Genomic DNA, 14935 nt, shown 5'->3' with positions numbered 1-14935 from the left:
CGTTACGGACGGCCGTGCTGCTCAGTCGTGGACGAACGCGTCGACGACCGCCGGTCCCTCGGTCGCGACGGCTTCGGCGATGGTCGACTCGAGGTCCGACGCATCCGCGACGGTGAACCCGGTCGCGCCGTGGCTCTCGGCGTTCGCCGCGAGGTCGACCGCCGGCTCGAAGTCCATGCCGACGTACTCGTAGTCGTCGACGTCGCCGCCGAAGATGGCCGCCGTGTTGTCCTTCAGGATGCGGTAGTTCCGGTTGTCGGGGACGACGACGGTGAGGTCGAGGTCGTGGCGCGCCGCGGTGTTGAGCGACTGCGGGTAGTAGAGGTACGAGCCGTCGCCGACGAAGCCGAGGACGGTCCGGGGGTCCTCTCGCTCGGCCTCCGCGAGCGCCGCACCGACCGCGGCGGGGAGCCCGTAGCCGAGGCCGCCGCCCTTGTTGCCGAACAGGTGCCCCGGCGCGAAGTCCCAGCGCGTCAGCAGGGCGTAGCGGGCGGTGACGCCCTCGTCCATCACGAGCGCGTCCGGCGCGACGCTGTTCATCGCGTCGACGAGGTCCGCCTTCGACCCCCGACTGTCGCCCTCGGGGGCCTCGTCCTCGCCCATGGCGTCCATCTGCTGGGCGGCGAGTTGCTTCATCGCGTCGACCTGCACGAGCCGCTCCTCGCGCGTCTCGTCGTCGACGCGCTCCTCGACTGCATCCGCCAGCTCGTCCATGACGTGGCCGAGGTCGCCCGTGACGACCGTCGCCGGGTGGTTCTTCCCGCCCTCCCACGGCTCGTCGGTGAGGTCGACGACGGTCGCGTCCTCGGGCACGAGCGGGTTCTCGTGGCCCCAGAGCGTCGTGTTCGTCGTACAGCCCGCGAAGACGAGGGTGTCGGTGTGGAACAGCGTCGAGGCGACGTCCTCGCTCGGCGGGACGTGGCTCACCCACTGCTCGTGGTCGGTCGGGAAGTTCACCTCGTAGCCCAGGATCTCGCCGTGGACGCGCATGCCGCCCGCTTCGGCGAGGTCCACGGCCGCGTCGACGGGTTCGACGCCCGACCAGGCGCGGTGACGGCCGACGTGGTCGCCGACGACGAGGACGGGATTGTCCGCCTCGGCGACCACGTCGGCCGCGTCCGCGATGGCCGCCGGGTCACCGCGTCCCGGATTCGGAACCGTCCCACCCATCGGTTCGGGCTCCAGCTCCGTCTCCTCGCGCATCACGTCCATCGGGAGCCCGAGGAAGACGGGGCCGGTCGGCGGCGTGCAGGCGACGCGGAACGCCCGGCGGAGCATCCGCGGCAGCGCCTCGACGGACAGCACCTCGTCGGACCACTTCGTGAACTGGTCGGTCAGCTCGACGAGGTCGCCCGAGAGGATGGGCTCCTCCGCGCGGAAGTCGCGCTCGTGGTTGCCCGCGGTGACGACCAGCGGCGCGCCGGCCATCGCCGCGCCGTAGAGGTTACCCAGGCCGTGTGCCGTGCCCGGTGCGACGTGGAGGTTCACCACGCCCGCCGGGAGCCCGTCGATCTCGTCCGCGTGCTGGCGTCGCACGCTCGCGTAGCCCGCCGCAGCGCCGACGGCCACGTCCTCGTGCAGGCCCAGTACGTACTCCAGGTCGGAGTCGACGAGCGCGTTCATCACCGGGAGCTCCGTCGTCCCGGGGTTGCCGAAGACGTACTCGATGCCGTACTCCGAGAGGGCGTCCACGAACAGGTCCGCGCCGGTGTACTCGGTCATACCTCCTTCCTCGGTGGGGGACGTGAAAATCGTTGGTGCGCCGGCACTCGTGACCGTCACGGGTTCCGAGGGTCGGCGGCCGGTAGAACACCGGCCCAGGAACCAACCTGGGAGGGCGTTCGTATACGGATTTTTATGATTCATCTCTCGGTGTACCGACACTGTGGCCACGAATCGTACATATCACTACATAGTCCGCAATATCGGACGTACCGTCGATGTACCGTACGTATCGGTACAGCGACTCGGGTACCGGTTCGGAGTGGAACCGTTCCGTCGGTACCCCTATTATAAACCGCTTTACATACGTCTCGTTTCCATCCACCTGATGACGCAAGGCTCGACGCGTCTGGAAGAGGTGGCATCACGTCGCAAGTTCCTCCTGTCGACAGGGGCCGCGGGACTCACCATGCTGGCTGGCTGTTCCCAGTCCAGCGATGGGGGCGACGGAGGCGACGACGACCAGACCGAGGCACCAGGGACCGAGAACAGTGGCCAGGACACGCAGAACGAGGGCGGGGACAACGAGTCGGGGCTCGACACGACGGTCCTGACCGGCGACGGCTCCTCGACGGTGTTCCCCATCACGAACACCGCGGCGAGCTACTGGAACTCCAACCCGGAGGCCGGCGACGGCGACTACTGGCCCTCGGAGTGGGCCGAGGAGTACGACACAGACATGCGTCTGGCCGACTTCTTCGCGGAGCAGTACGGCTACGAACCGACCGGCGAGCGCTCCAGCCCGCCGTTCCGCGTGAGCATCGCCCTCAGCCACTCCGGCACCGGCATCGAGGGCGTCATGGAGGGTCGCGTCGACATCGGTGACGCGAGCTCCTCCGCGGAGTCCGAGCTCGGCGAGGACGCCGAGGGCCTCGACGGGTTCGTCGACCACGTCGTCGGCGTCGACGGCCAGCCCATCGTCGTCAGTCAGGAGATCAAGGACGCTGGTGTCGAACAGATCACCATCGACGAGCTCCGTGACATCTACACGCAGGACATCACGAACTGGAGCGAGCTCGGCGGCCCGGACCGCGACATCCTCGCGCTGGGACGCGCGGTCGGCTCCGGGACGGACACGGCGTTCCGTCAGAACGTCTTCGGCGACCCGGAGGCGCCCATCGAGCCGGACCAGCGCTTCGGTCAGAACCAGCAGCTCCAGCAGGCCATCGCGCAGGCGGACAACGCCATCTCGTACATCGCGCTGGCGTTCGTCACGGAGGACACGCCGTCCATCGGCCTGGAGATCGACGGGACGCTGTACGAGTACGGTCGGAACCTCGGTGCGGCGGACTACCCGCTTTCGCGCGACCTGCACGCGTACACGTACGAGGACACCAGCCGGAAGGAGGCAGCGTTCATCAACTTCTGTCTGAGCGACTTCGGACAGGAGATCTTCGTCGCCGGGAACAACTACTTCAAGCTCCCGGCGGACCGGCTGGAGAGCATGCGCGAGAAGGTCGCAGCCTCGAACTACTGACGACCCGGTTCCCGACGACGGGAATCGACCATCCACCACGATATTTCAGTACGAATGCTACAACAGATACAGAACCGCGCGGGCGAGTTCGTACGGGACGTTCCCCGGCGGGCACGGGCGTACCGCGCTCGAACGGACGACGAGGCGCTGCTGTTCCACGCGGCCGCGGGGTTCACGACGTTCGTGACCTTCGCGATGTTCTTCCGTGGGTCGCGGTGGACCGTCGTGCCGCTGCTCGCGTTCGTCGCCGTGGTCGCGGTCGGCTGGCAACGCCAGCAGGCGGAGGTCGCGAAGGCACTGACGTTCCTCACGACCATCGCGACGGTGTCGATACTGTCGCTCATCATCGGCTTCCTGCTCTGGGAGTCGGTCGACATCGTCGAGCACATGGGCCTCGGCGTGTTCACGCGGACGGAGAAACCGCACTGGACGCCCTCCGAGGGCGGCGTGTACACGCTCACACCGATGATGATGGGGACGGCGCTGACGACGCTCGTCGCCACCGCCATCGCCGCACCCTTCGGCATCGCCGGTGCCATCTTCATCAGCGAGATGGCTCCCCCGACGGTGCGCGAGGTCGTCAAGCCGGGCATCGAGCTGATGGCCGGCATCCCCTCGATCACGTACGGCTTCATCGGGCTGACCATCCTGAACCAGTACTTCTACGCGGAGTTCCGCACCCCGACCATCGGGAGCTACTTCGCGGCCGGCATCATGATCGGGCTGATGGCGCTCCCGACGGTCGTCACCGTCGCGGAGGACGCCATCTCGACGGTGCCCGAGTCGATGAAGAGCGGGTCGCTCGCCATGGGTTCGACGGAGTGGCAGACGACCAAGAGCGTCACCCTGCCGGCGGCGCTGTCGGGCGTCTCGGCGGGCGTCCTGCTCGGCGTCGGCCGGGCGATGGGCGAGACGATGGCCGCGACGGTCATGCTCTCGCACACGAAGGGGTTCCCCAGCCCGGCGTTCGACGTGTTCTCGAACTACGGGGAGACGCTGACGACCGTCATCGCCTTCGAAGGCGGCAACGCGAGCGGTATCCACCTGAGCGCGCTGTTCGCAGGTGGCGTCGTCCTCTTCTTCATGGTGATGGTGCTCAGCGTCACCTCGCAGTGGGTCGAGTGGCGGATGCAGCAGAAGCTCGGAGGTGAGCAGTGATGAGCAACGCGACCGAGTCCGAGTTGCGTACCGGGCACTCGACGCTCGGCCGACAGGTCGCGCTCCCGGTGCTCGGCCTCGCCTTCCTGACGTTCCTGGCGACGTGGGCCACGGCGTTCCAGTGGATCGACGAGTCGCGGACGCTGCTGGGGACGACGGTGCTGACGCTGTTCGGCGTCGCCCTGCTGCTCGTGGCGGCCGGCGTCGCCGGCATCGGCCTCCTCTCGCGGTTCGGCTACATCGACACGACACCGTCGCCGACGGCGGGACTGCCCGTCGGCATCGTCTTCGGGACGCTCTGGGCGGGCATCGGCATGGCCGTCTCGTTCCAGTACCTCGGCGACTCGGTCGTCTACTGGGGACCGGTCGCACTCGTACTGGGTGCTGTCGGGCTCCTGACGGCGACGCTACCCCGCGAGGACATCGGCTCGACGGTGCCGTCGGCCGTGCTGCTCGCGACGCTCGGTGGCCTCATCGTCGCCGGCGTGTTCGACGCGGACTGGGTGTACGAGGCGGAGTGGACCGGAGCGATCTTCCCCGGCAGCGAGCTCATCCCGCTGCTCGTCTCGGGTGCATCGCTGCTCGGCGCGTGGAGCGCCGGGAAGGCCAAGGAGGGATTCGGCGCGCAGGGCCGCGAGGCGGGTGCGTTCTACATCATCGCCACCATCGTCGGCAGCATGCTGTCGGTGCTGGGGCTGCTCGTGTGGTTCATCGTCAAGAACGGCCTCGACACGTTCCTGACAGGGGCGAGCCTCACGGGCGGTCACCTGAACGTCCCGTTCACCGGCCTCACCGTCCCCTTCGTCGAGCTGCCGTTCGTCACGAACGTCACCGGCAGCCTGTTCGTCGAGACCCCGGGCGTGATGCCCGCCGTCGTCGGCACGCTCTGGCTGGTGTTCGGTGCGGTGCTCTTTGCCGTGCCACTCGGCGTCGGCGCGGCGGTGTTCCTCACCGAGTACGCGGAACAGGGCCGGTTCACGCAGGTCGTCGAGGTCGCCACGAACGGGCTCTGGAGCACGCCGAGCATCGTGTTCGGCCTCTTCGGGCTGGCGTTCCTCGTCCCGCGGATCAGCGGCGGGAACTCCATCTTCGTCGGCCAGCTCGTCCTCGGGTTCATGCTGCTCCCGCTGGTGCTCATCACCAGCCGGGAGTCCATCAAGTCGGTCCCCGACGAGTACCGCGACGCGAGCGCCGCACTCGGCGTCTCGAAGTGGCAGACCATCCGCAGCGTCGTCGTCCCGGCGGCGATGCCCGGCACCATCACCGGCGTCATCCTCGGCGTCGGCCGCATCGCGGGCGAGACCGCGCCGCTGCTGCTCGTCTTCGGTGGCGCGCCGTACCCCGACAACAGCCCGGACGTCGTCGGCGGGTTCGAGTTCAGCACCCAGCCGCCGTTCGTCACCAACGAGGCGCTGCTCGAACCGGCGAGCGCGCTGCCGTACCAGCTGTACTCGACGATCACGGCCGGGGTGTTCCCGCGCCCGGAGATCTACAGCAACCAGGAGTTCGGCTGGGGGACCGCGCTGGTCCTCCTGCTGGTGGTCCTCGGGCTCTACGCCATCGGGGTCGTCAGCCGGCTCTACTTCCGGAGGAAACTGCATTATGAGTAGCAACAGACAGATCGACACCGACGGAACGGACAGCCAGTTGACCACTTCCGGCGAGACGGAGGAGGACGTCCTCGACGGCTGGAGCGACTACCAGTTCGCCGGCGAGGCGAAGCTCTCCGTGGAGGACCTCGACGTCTACTACGGCGACGAGCAGGCCATCCAGAGCGTCTCGATGGACATCCCCGAGGAGAGCGTCACCGCGCTCATCGGCCCCTCGGGCTGCGGGAAGTCCACGTTCCTGCGCTCGCTCAACCGGATGAACGACCGCATCGGAAGCGCCCGAATCGAGGGATCCGTCGAGTTCGACGGGGAGAACATCTACGGCGGGCACACGAACCTCGTCGAGCTGCGAAAGCGCATCGGGATGGTGTTCCAGGCACCGAACCCGTTCCCGAAGTCCATCAGGGACAACATCTCGTACGGGCCGCGAAAGCACGGCGACCTCGACACGGGGCTGCTCGCCCGCCTGCTCGGCCGCGACGACACCGAGCGCGAGATGGCGCTCGTCGAGCGGTGCCTGAAGCAGGCCGCGCTCTGGGACGAGGTCAAGGAGCGGCTCGACGACAACGCGCTCGGCCTCTCCGGCGGCCAGCAGCAGCGCCTCTGCATCGCGCGCTGTCTCGCGGTCGACCCGGACGTCATCCTGATGGACGAGCCAGCGAGCGCGCTCGACCCCATCGCGACCGCGAAGATCGAGGACCTCATCGAGCAGCTCGCCGAGGAGTACACCGTCGTCGTCGTCACCCACAACATGCAGCAGGCCGCGCGCATCTCGGACCAGACCGCCGTCTTCCTCACCGGGGGCGAGCTCGTCGAGTACGACCGGACGGAGAAGATCTTCGAGGACCCGGAGAGCCAACGCGTCGACGACTACATCACCGGCAAGTTCGGGTGATCCCGCGTGGCGCGCGAAGGCTACCGGGACGAGCTGTGCACCCTCCGTACCGACGTGGCCGGGATGGGCGAGCTGGTGACCGACCGGCTCTCGCTCGGCGTCGCCGCGCTGGCGGGTGACGACGAGGCCGCCCGCCGCGTCGTCGACGGCGACGACGAGGTGAACAACCGCTACGTCGCACTGGAGAACGAGTGTCTCGACCTGTTCGCGCTCCAGCAGCCCGTCGCCTCCGACCTCCGGGTCGTCGCCGCGTCGTTCAAGATACTCACCGACCTCGAACGCGTCGGCGACCTCGCGTCGAACCTCGGGACGTACGCGCTGACGGACCAGCGCAGCAGCGTACCCGAGATCGACGTGGTCGCCATCGCCGAGGACGTGCTCGCGATGGTCGAGGACGCGATCTCGGCCTACGTCGACGAGGACGTCGAGGCCTGCTACGCCCTGGCCGACAGCGACGACGAGGTCGACGCCCACGGGCTGCGGGCGAGCGAGCAGCTCGTCCGGGCGCTCATCGAGCGCGAGCACGTCGACGACGCGTGGTCGGTCGAGCGCGTCCTCGACGACGTGTCGCGGCTCCTGCTGACGGTCCGGGACCTCGAACGGGTCGGCGACCACGCGGTGAACATCGCGGCGCGCACGGCGTACATGGTCGACAGCGACCGGACGCTCATCTACTGACAATGGAACGAAGGAAGGTTCAGAAGGTCGGCGGGTCGACCTACACGGTCTCGGTGCCGAAGGACTGGGCGCACGAACACCACATCGAGGCCGGCGAGCACGTCCACCTCTACACGCACGACGACGGCTCGCTCGTCGTCCGGAGTTCGAGGACCGACGGCGAGGGGCTCTCGGAACGCACCGTCGAGGTCGGCACCGGGCCGCCGGAGACCATCGAGCAGGTGCTCAGGGGGCTGTACGCCGCCGGGGTCGACGAGATGACGCTGGCCGCATCCGACGGGTTCGACGACGCCCAGCGACGCCGGGTCACGAGCGTCGCCCGTGACACCGTCGGGCTGCAGGTCGTCTCCGCCGACGAGGGAGCCGTCACGGTGCGAAGCCTGCTCGATGCGGGCGACGTGTCCGTCCAGCAGTCCGTGCTGCAGCTGCAGTTCATCGCGCTGTCGATGCACCGGTCGGCCGTCGACGCCCTCGTCGCCGGGACCGACGCTCTGCCGGCCGACGTCCGCGAGCGCGCCGCCGAGGTCCACCGGCTCGCGGCCATGGTCGTCCGCCACTTCAACCGCTCGCTCAGCGACTTCGAGGAGACCGACGCCCTCGGGGTGAGCCGCCCCGAACTGTTCACACACTGTCGGGTGGCCCGCGAGTACGAACGGCTCGCCGACGAGAGCGTCGCGGTCGCACGGGTCGCCGGCTCGGTCGACCGACCGCTGCCCGAGGGGTTCGCGGAGTCGTTCGACGACGTCGCGGTCGACGCCAGAGCACTCCTCGAGGACGCAACCGCGCTGGTGCTCGATGGGGCCACCGTCGACGCGGTGACCGACCTGCTCGCGCGCTACGAGTCACTGGCGACGGAACTGGAGACCGCGGAGACGGCGCTGTTCGACGCGGCGTCGGGTGCCGACCCGCGGCTCCTGCGCGCGCTGGACTCGGTCGCACGAACCGCCGAGGGAGGGCGTGCAGTCACCCGGGCGGCACTCCGTGCCACGACGGGGGAGTCCTGCGTCGACGGCTCCGGTGACGTCGGGCGCACAGGCGAGGCCGCCGATGGCGAGTCGGCACCCTGAGCACGGCGGCCCTCCCACCCAGCGGCTCAGTGCTGGTCCGGCGCGAGCGCCGCGAGCGTCTCGTGGATCTCGTCGCGGGAGGCGGCGCGCGGGAAGCCGATGCTGACGTTGTCGACGCCGTCGATGTCGGCGAACTTCGCGAGCTCCTCGCGGGCACGCTCCGGCGTCCCCGCGGCGGCGAACGCGTCGAGCATCTCGTCGGTGAACGTGTCGATGGCGGCTTCGCGGTCGCCGTTCATCCAGTCCGCGGCGATCTGGTGGGCCTCGTCCTCGTAGCCCTGACGGGCCAGGGAGTCGCGGTAGTAGGTTCCCATCGCGCCGACGTAGAACGCCGAGTGCTGCTTGACGAGGTGGCGCGCGCGCTCGCCGTCGTCGAGCGCAGCACAGGTCAGCGAGAGCGTCACGTCCTGCTCCGCCCGGTCGTTGTCCCCCATCTCGACGCCGCGGTCGAAGTCATCGAGGCGGTCGCGCATCGCCGCCGGCGTGAACAGGATGGCGTGCCAGCCGTCGGCGAACCGGCCCGCGAGTTCGACGGCCTTCGGGCCCATCCCGGCGGCGTCGACCTTGGGCCGCGGCTCCGGTGCGTCACACCGCAGCCGGAAGCCGGAGAGGTTGAAGTACTCGCCCTCGTAGTCCAGCTCCTCGCCCCGGAGCACCATCTTCACGATGTCGACGTACTCGCGGGTGCGTCGGAGCGGGTTGCCGAAGTCCACGCCGTGCCAGCCCTCGATGACCGCCGGGCCCGACGGGCCGATGCCGAGGCGGAACCGGCCGTCGGAGACCTCCTGGAGCGTCGCGGCGGTCTGTGCCAGCAGCGCGGGCGACCGCGAGTAGACGTTCATGATGGAGGAGCCGATGCCGACCTCCTCCGTGGCGTGGGCGATGCTCGTCATCACGGTGACCGCGTCCCGGCCCCAGGTTTCGGGGAGCCAGACGAAGTCGTACCCGAGTTCTTCGGCGCGGACGGCCATGTCGACGAAGTCCTGCACCGAGTCCTGTGCGGCGACCGGCAGGTGGACGTGGTACTCTGTCACGATACTGCAGGCCTTTGGGCCGGAGGGCCTTGATAACTCCCCATTTTCGTGCGAGGAACGTGGAACCGAGATGAACGCGCGTGCCGTGGTTCAGGGGGGGTCCCCGGGGACGCTGCTCGGGTCCTCAGACGTCCGGGTTCTCCATGATGTTCGGCACGCCGCCGGCCGTGATGGTCTGTCCCACCACGTACGACGACGCGGGCGAGGCGAGGAACTGCGCGATGTCGGCGATCTCCTCGCTCAGCCCGATTCGGCGTTTGACCTCGTCGCGGTCGATCTCGTCGGCGGTGACGCCCATCTGGCTGGCGACGCCGGGCGTGGCGACGAAGCCGGGCGCGATGCAGTTGACGCGGACGTCGTCGTCGGCCCACTCGAACGCGAGCGTCTTCGTGAGGTTCTCGACGGCGGCCTTGGCGGCGGCGTAGTGGCTCATCCACGGCGCGCCCTGCTGGCCGGCGACGCTGGAGAGGTTGATGACGGTGCCGCCGCTCCCCTTGAGGTGCTCCGCGGCGGCCTGCGTACAGTGGTAGGTCCCGGTGAGGTTGATGTCGACGATGGTCTTCCAGCCGTTCTCCGAGATGTCGTCGAAGTTCGCCATGAACGACGCGCCGGCGTTGTTGACGAGGACGTCGATGCCGCCGAACTCCTCGACGGTCGCCTCGACGAGGGCCTCGACGGCGTCGCGGTCGGTCACGTCGCACTCGACCGCGAGCGCGCTGCCGGGTCGGTCGCTCTCCTCGATACCCTCGACGACCGGTTCGACGTTGTCGAGTTCGCGCGAGCAGACCACCACGTCGACGCCGTCGTCGGCGAAGCGCTCCGCGATGGATTTACCGATACCGCTCGACGAACCGGTGACGATGGCCACGTCGCCGTCGACCGCGAACTGTTCGGTGCTCATCGAACCGCCTCCCGCTCTTCGTGTGTCATGCTGTCGTACCGTACGGACTGCGGGCAATAAAGATGGGTGAAGGCGGCGGCGTGAAACTCCGTGCGAATCGTTCCCAGTTCACTCTCGCTAAAAGCAACAGTTCGCCTCGCCGGAATTGTAGGAAAGATATAACTATTTCTAAGTTGAAATATGGGTCGTTGAAGCAGGGGGGATATCAATGGAACACTCGAATGGGGACACCCGTCGACACGGGATGACGGTCGCCCGGGGGGGCATCGTCGTCGCGAAACGACTAGACGTGGAGTCGCTGCCGTTACCGGCCATCTCGTACGAGCTCCGGTCGGAACGCGAGGCACGCACAGAGGTGCGAATCGTCGAACAGCTCCCGGCCAGGGTCGGTGCCGACCGGGTCGGCTACCACCCGGAGTACGGCGGGGACGGCTGGACCTGTTACGACGGCGGCGAGCTCGTCTGGCGCGGCGAGCTCGAGCCCGGGGAGTCGCGCCGCATCGTGCTCGCGGTCTGGCTGGACGCGCCCGAAACCGCGCTCTCGCTGCTCACGCCGCCGACGGTCGAGTCCGTGCGGGCGGTGGCGCGGGACACCGAACCACAGGTGCTCGACGAGACACTGCTCACGGGGGGCGGGCACGCCGCGGGGACGGCGGCGGTCGCCGATTTCGTCCCCGACGAGGCGCTCCACGCGCCCGACGTGGCCGTGCCGACGCTCGCCGAGCTCCCGAACCCCGGTGACGGCCTCGACGCGCCGCCGCGGGCCGTCGTCGACGATGCTGCCGACGCCATCGCCGGCGGCGGCTCGGACGGGGACCACGACCGCTACTACCACCTGCGGCTGTCGGTCGAGTCGGCGGACCGGGGCGAGCGCGACGTCTCCGTCCTGGAGGACCTGACGAACGCGCTCTCGGTGCTGTACGCCGACGCGGACGACCGCGACGGCGGCGCGTGGCGGGTGCTCGACGTCGCCATCGGGACGAACTGGCAGGCCGAGCGCATCGTCACCGCACTCGGCGACGACCACCGTGTCTCGGGGCTCGTCGTGACCGAACTGACGGGGGCGGTCGCCGCACGGACACAGCGCCCGCGGTCCGCCGACCCGAACCCGGACGAGTTCGCGGCGTCGGTGTTCGAGTCGGCGGACCCGACCACGGGCGACGGCACAGAGGCCGGGGCATCTGAACCGTTTTCGGTCGATACGCCGGAGTCGGTCGACCCGGTGGCCCCAGACGAGACTGCGGACCCCGTCGTTGCTGACGGGACCGTCGACGACACCCCTGGCCGTGTCGAACCCAGCGGAGAGTGCGACCACGCGCCGGAGACGGGTCCAGCGGAGCGCGCGCCCGACGACGAACTCGGTTCCGCCGACGAGTTCGGAGCGGGCGGCTCGTTCGCCTCGGCCGCCGATCTCGCGTTCGACGACGAGGACAGGAACAGTACCGACTTCGAGGGAGATGGGGACCCGACGACCGACACCGACGAGCCGGCCGATGCGATGGCGACGTTCGCCGAACTCCAGCAGGAGACCGAGCAGGCCGACGTCGCGGACCTCGACGCGGAGCTCGAGGAGATGGTGCTCTCGCCGACGGGTACGGAGGAGTACACCATCAGGAAGCTGTTGGAGGACGTGGACGACGATCCCTCACTCTCCTCGGTCTGAGTGTCGTCGGGGGCCTTCCCGCTGTTCCTGTCGATCTGTCAGATCGCGACCGCCAGCCAGTTAGATATTTAAACCCCGCACATAGGCGGGCGAGTTACCTCGTCGGTCCGGTGCGTAGCTACGGACAGTGATATCAGGATGGCATCGAACGTCTGCGGGGGCTGGAACGCCGACAGTTGCGAGGGGACGCCGTACTGCCCGCCGCGCTGCCCGCGGTTCGTCGGGAAGCACGGCACCGGCTACCTGATCCAGCCGGTTCGCGACAGCACCGAGCCACCGGCCGCGCTCCTCGAGATGTACCGCGACTACCCGCAGGAGCACCGTTCGATGGGGCTTCCGCCGGTCACGGAGGGACAGATCCGTGGCTGGCTCGACAGACTGCTGTCGCGGGGCACCAACCTGCTCGCGCGGGACGGCGACCGTGTCGTCGGCCACGCCGGCTTCGCCCCCGACGACGGCGACGAACCGGAGTTCCTCGTCTACGTGGACCCCGCGTACCACGGCCGCGGGCTCGGCACCGAACTCACCAGACACGCCATCGCCCACGCGGCCGCGGCCGGCCACCGGGCGCTCCGGCTCAACGTCGACAGCGACAACCGGACGGCCATCTCGGTGTACCGGAAGCTCGGCTTCGAGATAATCGACCGCTCCGGCGTCGAACTCGAGATGCGGCTCCCGCTCGACGGCCCCACCGCCGCCGAGAGCCAGCTCGCCCCCGCCGCCAGAGCCTGACTCCCCCGCTTCTCTAACCAGACTCCCCCGCCGGTCGAACCGGCGAGACTCCCCGACATTCGATGGACGGAAGTACCTCGCTGTCGACCCCCCGATGACCAGATGTCCGGCGACGACGAGAAACCGTTCGACCAGTATCGCGCCGACGTGGACCGCCCGCTCGTCCGGCTCTTCCGCGAGTACGGGCTGCCGCGGCTGCGGTGGTTCGTCGCCGGCAACGTCGCCAACGTCGTCGGACGAAGCGCCAGCCTGCTGCCACCGCTCGTCCTCGGAACGGCCATCGACGCCGTGTTCAACGGCAACGGGAGCTACTCGCTGCCGCTCGTGCCGGGGTCGATGCTGCCGACCGAGCCAGCGGCGCAGTTCTGGCTCTCCGTCGCGCTCATCGTCGCGGGCTTCGTCCTGACCGGCGTGGGGACGTTCGTCTGGGGCGTGACGATGAACCGGTTCGCCCACGGCGTGATGCACGCGGTCCGGACGGACACGTTCGACGCGATGCAGGCGCTCGACATGGCCTTCTTCGACGAGAAACAGACCGGCGAGGTGATGTCGGTGCTGAACAACGACGCCTCGAACCTGGAGACGTTCCTCGACGACGCGCTCAGCGAGGGCCTCCGCATCGTCGTCATGATCGTCGGCATCGCCGCCATCCTGGCGTACCTGAACGTGGCGCTGGCGGTCGTCACGCTCGCGTTCCTCCCGCTGATGGTCGGGTTCACGTACTGGTTCATGCGGCTCGTCGAACCGCGCTACCGCCGGGTCCGCTCGAACGTCGGGAGCCTCAACACCCGACTGGAGAACGCGCTCTCGGGCGTCGAACTCGTCAAGACGAGCGCGACCGAGTCCTACGAGACCGGCCGGGTCAGGTCCGCATCGAGGGACCTCTACGACGCCCACATGTCGGTGCTAACGCTGTCGTACTTCTACCGACCCGGGATGGAACTGCTGGCTGGTATCTCCTTCGCGGTCACGTTCGTCGTCGGCGGGCTGTGGCTGTTCCAGGGGCCGCCGCTCGGCCTCGCGGGGCAGCTCACCGTCGGCGACTTCGTCGTGTTCCTCCTGCTGACACAGCGGTTCGTCGAGCCGCTCTCGCAGGCGTCGAACCTCGTGGACTGGTACGAGAACGCGAAGGCCTCCGGCGAGCGTGTCTTCGGCCTGATGGACGTGCCCCCGCACGTCGAGGAGGCCGACGACGCCGCCCCGCTGACCGACGTCGACGGGCGGGTCGAGTACGACGAGGTGACCTTCGCCTACGACGAGGGCGAGACGGTGCTCCGGGAGGTCGACTTCGCCGTCGACCCCGGCCAGACCGTCGGGCTCGTGGGGCCGACCGGCGCGGGGAAATCCACCGTCGTGAAGCTCCTCATGCGGCTCTACGACGTGGACTCGGGCGCGGTGACGGTGGACGGCCACGACGTGCGCGACGTGACCATCGACTCGCTGCGCCGGAGCGTCGGCTACGTCTCGCAGGACCCGTTCCTCTTCGACGGCACCATCGCCGAGAACCTCCGGTACGGCCGGTTCGAGGCCAGCGACGAGGCGGTGCGCGAGGCCGCGAAGGCCGCCGAGGCCCACGAGTTCATCGCCGACCTCCCGGACGGCTACGACACCCGGGTCGGCGAGCGCGGGGTCAAGCTCTCCGGCGGGCAGCGCCAGCGGCTCGCCATCGCCCGCGTCGTCCTGAAGGACCCGCCCATCCTCGTCCTGGACGAGGCGACCTCGAACGTCGACACCGAGACGGAGGTGCACATCCAGCGCAGCCTCGACGCCGTCAGCGAGGGGCGGACGACGTTCGTCATCGCCCACCGGCTCTCGACGGTGCGCGACGCCGAGGGCATCCTCGTGCTCGACGGCGGCGAGGTCGTCGAACGCGGCACCCACGACGAGCTGCTCGACGTGGACGGCCTCTACGCCACGCTGTGGGGCGTCCAGGCCGGCGAGGTCGAGGACATCCCCGACAGCGTGTTCGGTGCGTCCACAGGGAGCTGATACCACGCT

At 68.9% G+C, this 14935-nt stretch carries 12 protein-coding genes; 9 read left to right on the top strand and 3 right to left on the bottom strand.

Annotated elements, in window-relative coordinates; translation table 11 throughout:
* Positions 1-21: 21 nt before the first annotated feature.
* Complete coding sequence (locus tag NO345_RS12605; RefSeq protein WP_256299697.1) at positions 22-1722, bottom strand: thiamine pyrophosphate-binding protein; 1701 nt, start codon at positions 1720-1722, stop codon at positions 22-24.
* Positions 1723-2050: 328 nt separating this feature from the next.
* Here NO345_RS12605 and NO345_RS12600 point away from each other — a divergent pair, with 328 nt between their 5' ends.
* Genes NO345_RS12600 through NO345_RS12575 form a run of 6 tightly spaced genes read left to right on the top strand, consistent with a single transcriptional unit; the run spans position 2051 to position 8607 of the window.
* Positions 2051-3199, top strand: a complete 1149-nt coding sequence (locus NO345_RS12600) for a substrate-binding domain-containing protein (protein ID WP_256299695.1) — start codon at positions 2051-2053, stop codon at positions 3197-3199.
* Between the two features lie 54 nt (positions 3200-3253).
* Entirely contained in the window at positions 3254-4357 is a 1104-nt protein-coding gene (gene pstC, locus NO345_RS12595; RefSeq protein ID WP_256299693.1) for a phosphate ABC transporter permease subunit PstC, read from the top strand.
* Positions 4357-5967 (top strand): phosphate ABC transporter permease PstA, encoded by a 1611-nt coding sequence (gene pstA, locus NO345_RS12590; RefSeq protein WP_256299691.1) that lies wholly within the window; start codon positions 4357-4359, stop codon positions 5965-5967. The genes pstC and pstA overlap by 1 nt, the downstream gene beginning before the upstream one ends.
* Positions 5960-6862: a phosphate ABC transporter ATP-binding protein PstB gene (pstB, locus tag NO345_RS12585; protein WP_256299689.1), complete on the top strand. Its 903-nt coding sequence runs from the start codon at positions 5960-5962 to the stop codon at positions 6860-6862. The genes pstA and pstB overlap by 8 nt, the downstream gene beginning before the upstream one ends.
* Before the next feature lie 6 nt (positions 6863-6868).
* Positions 6869-7540 carry a phosphate signaling complex protein PhoU gene (phoU, locus tag NO345_RS12580; RefSeq protein ID WP_256299687.1) on the top strand — a complete coding sequence of 224 codons (672 nt, stop codon included), beginning with the start codon at positions 6869-6871 and terminating at the stop codon, positions 7538-7540.
* Between the two features lie 2 nt (positions 7541-7542).
* Positions 7543-8607 (top strand): phosphate signaling complex PhoU family protein, encoded by a 1065-nt coding sequence (locus NO345_RS12575; protein ID WP_256299686.1) that lies wholly within the window; start codon positions 7543-7545, stop codon positions 8605-8607.
* Positions 8608-8633: 26 nt separating this feature from the next.
* Here the strand turns inward: NO345_RS12575 and NO345_RS12570 are convergent, their stop codons facing one another.
* Together NO345_RS12570 and NO345_RS12565 are read right to left on the bottom strand one after the other, a co-directional pair.
* Positions 8634-9641 carry a TIGR04024 family LLM class F420-dependent oxidoreductase gene (locus NO345_RS12570; protein WP_256299685.1) on the bottom strand — a complete coding sequence of 336 codons (1008 nt, stop codon included), beginning with the start codon at positions 9639-9641 and terminating at the stop codon, positions 8634-8636.
* 124 nt (positions 9642-9765) lie between these two features.
* Positions 9766-10542, bottom strand: coding sequence for an SDR family NAD(P)-dependent oxidoreductase (locus tag NO345_RS12565; protein WP_256299683.1), 777 nt, complete (start codon positions 10540-10542; stop codon positions 9766-9768).
* A gap of 208 nt (positions 10543-10750) precedes the next feature.
* Between NO345_RS12565 and NO345_RS12560 the strand changes: the two genes are divergently transcribed.
* The 3 genes from NO345_RS12560 (at position 10751) to NO345_RS12550 (ending at position 14926) form a co-directional block, all read left to right on the top strand.
* The gene (locus tag NO345_RS12560; protein ID WP_256299681.1) at positions 10751-12205 is read left to right on the top strand and encodes a hypothetical protein; all 1455 of its coding nucleotides are present in this window, start codon (positions 10751-10753) and stop codon (positions 12203-12205) included.
* Between the two features lie 138 nt (positions 12206-12343).
* Positions 12344-12937, top strand: a complete 594-nt coding sequence (locus tag NO345_RS12555) for a GNAT family N-acetyltransferase (protein ID WP_256299680.1) — start codon at positions 12344-12346, stop codon at positions 12935-12937.
* Positions 12938-13039: 102 nt separating this feature from the next.
* A complete protein-coding gene (locus NO345_RS12550; RefSeq protein ID WP_256299678.1) occupies positions 13040-14926 on the top strand; it encodes an ABC transporter ATP-binding protein in 1887 nt (628 codons plus the stop codon).
* The last annotated feature ends 9 nt before the right edge of the window (positions 14927-14935 follow it).

The sequence above is a fragment of the Haloarchaeobius salinus genome (genome assembly GCF_024464185.1).
GTDB classification, from domain to species: Archaea; Halobacteriota; Halobacteria; order Halobacteriales; family Natrialbaceae; genus Haloarchaeobius; species Haloarchaeobius salinus.
This window is presented reverse-complemented; position numbering and strand designations above follow the sequence as displayed.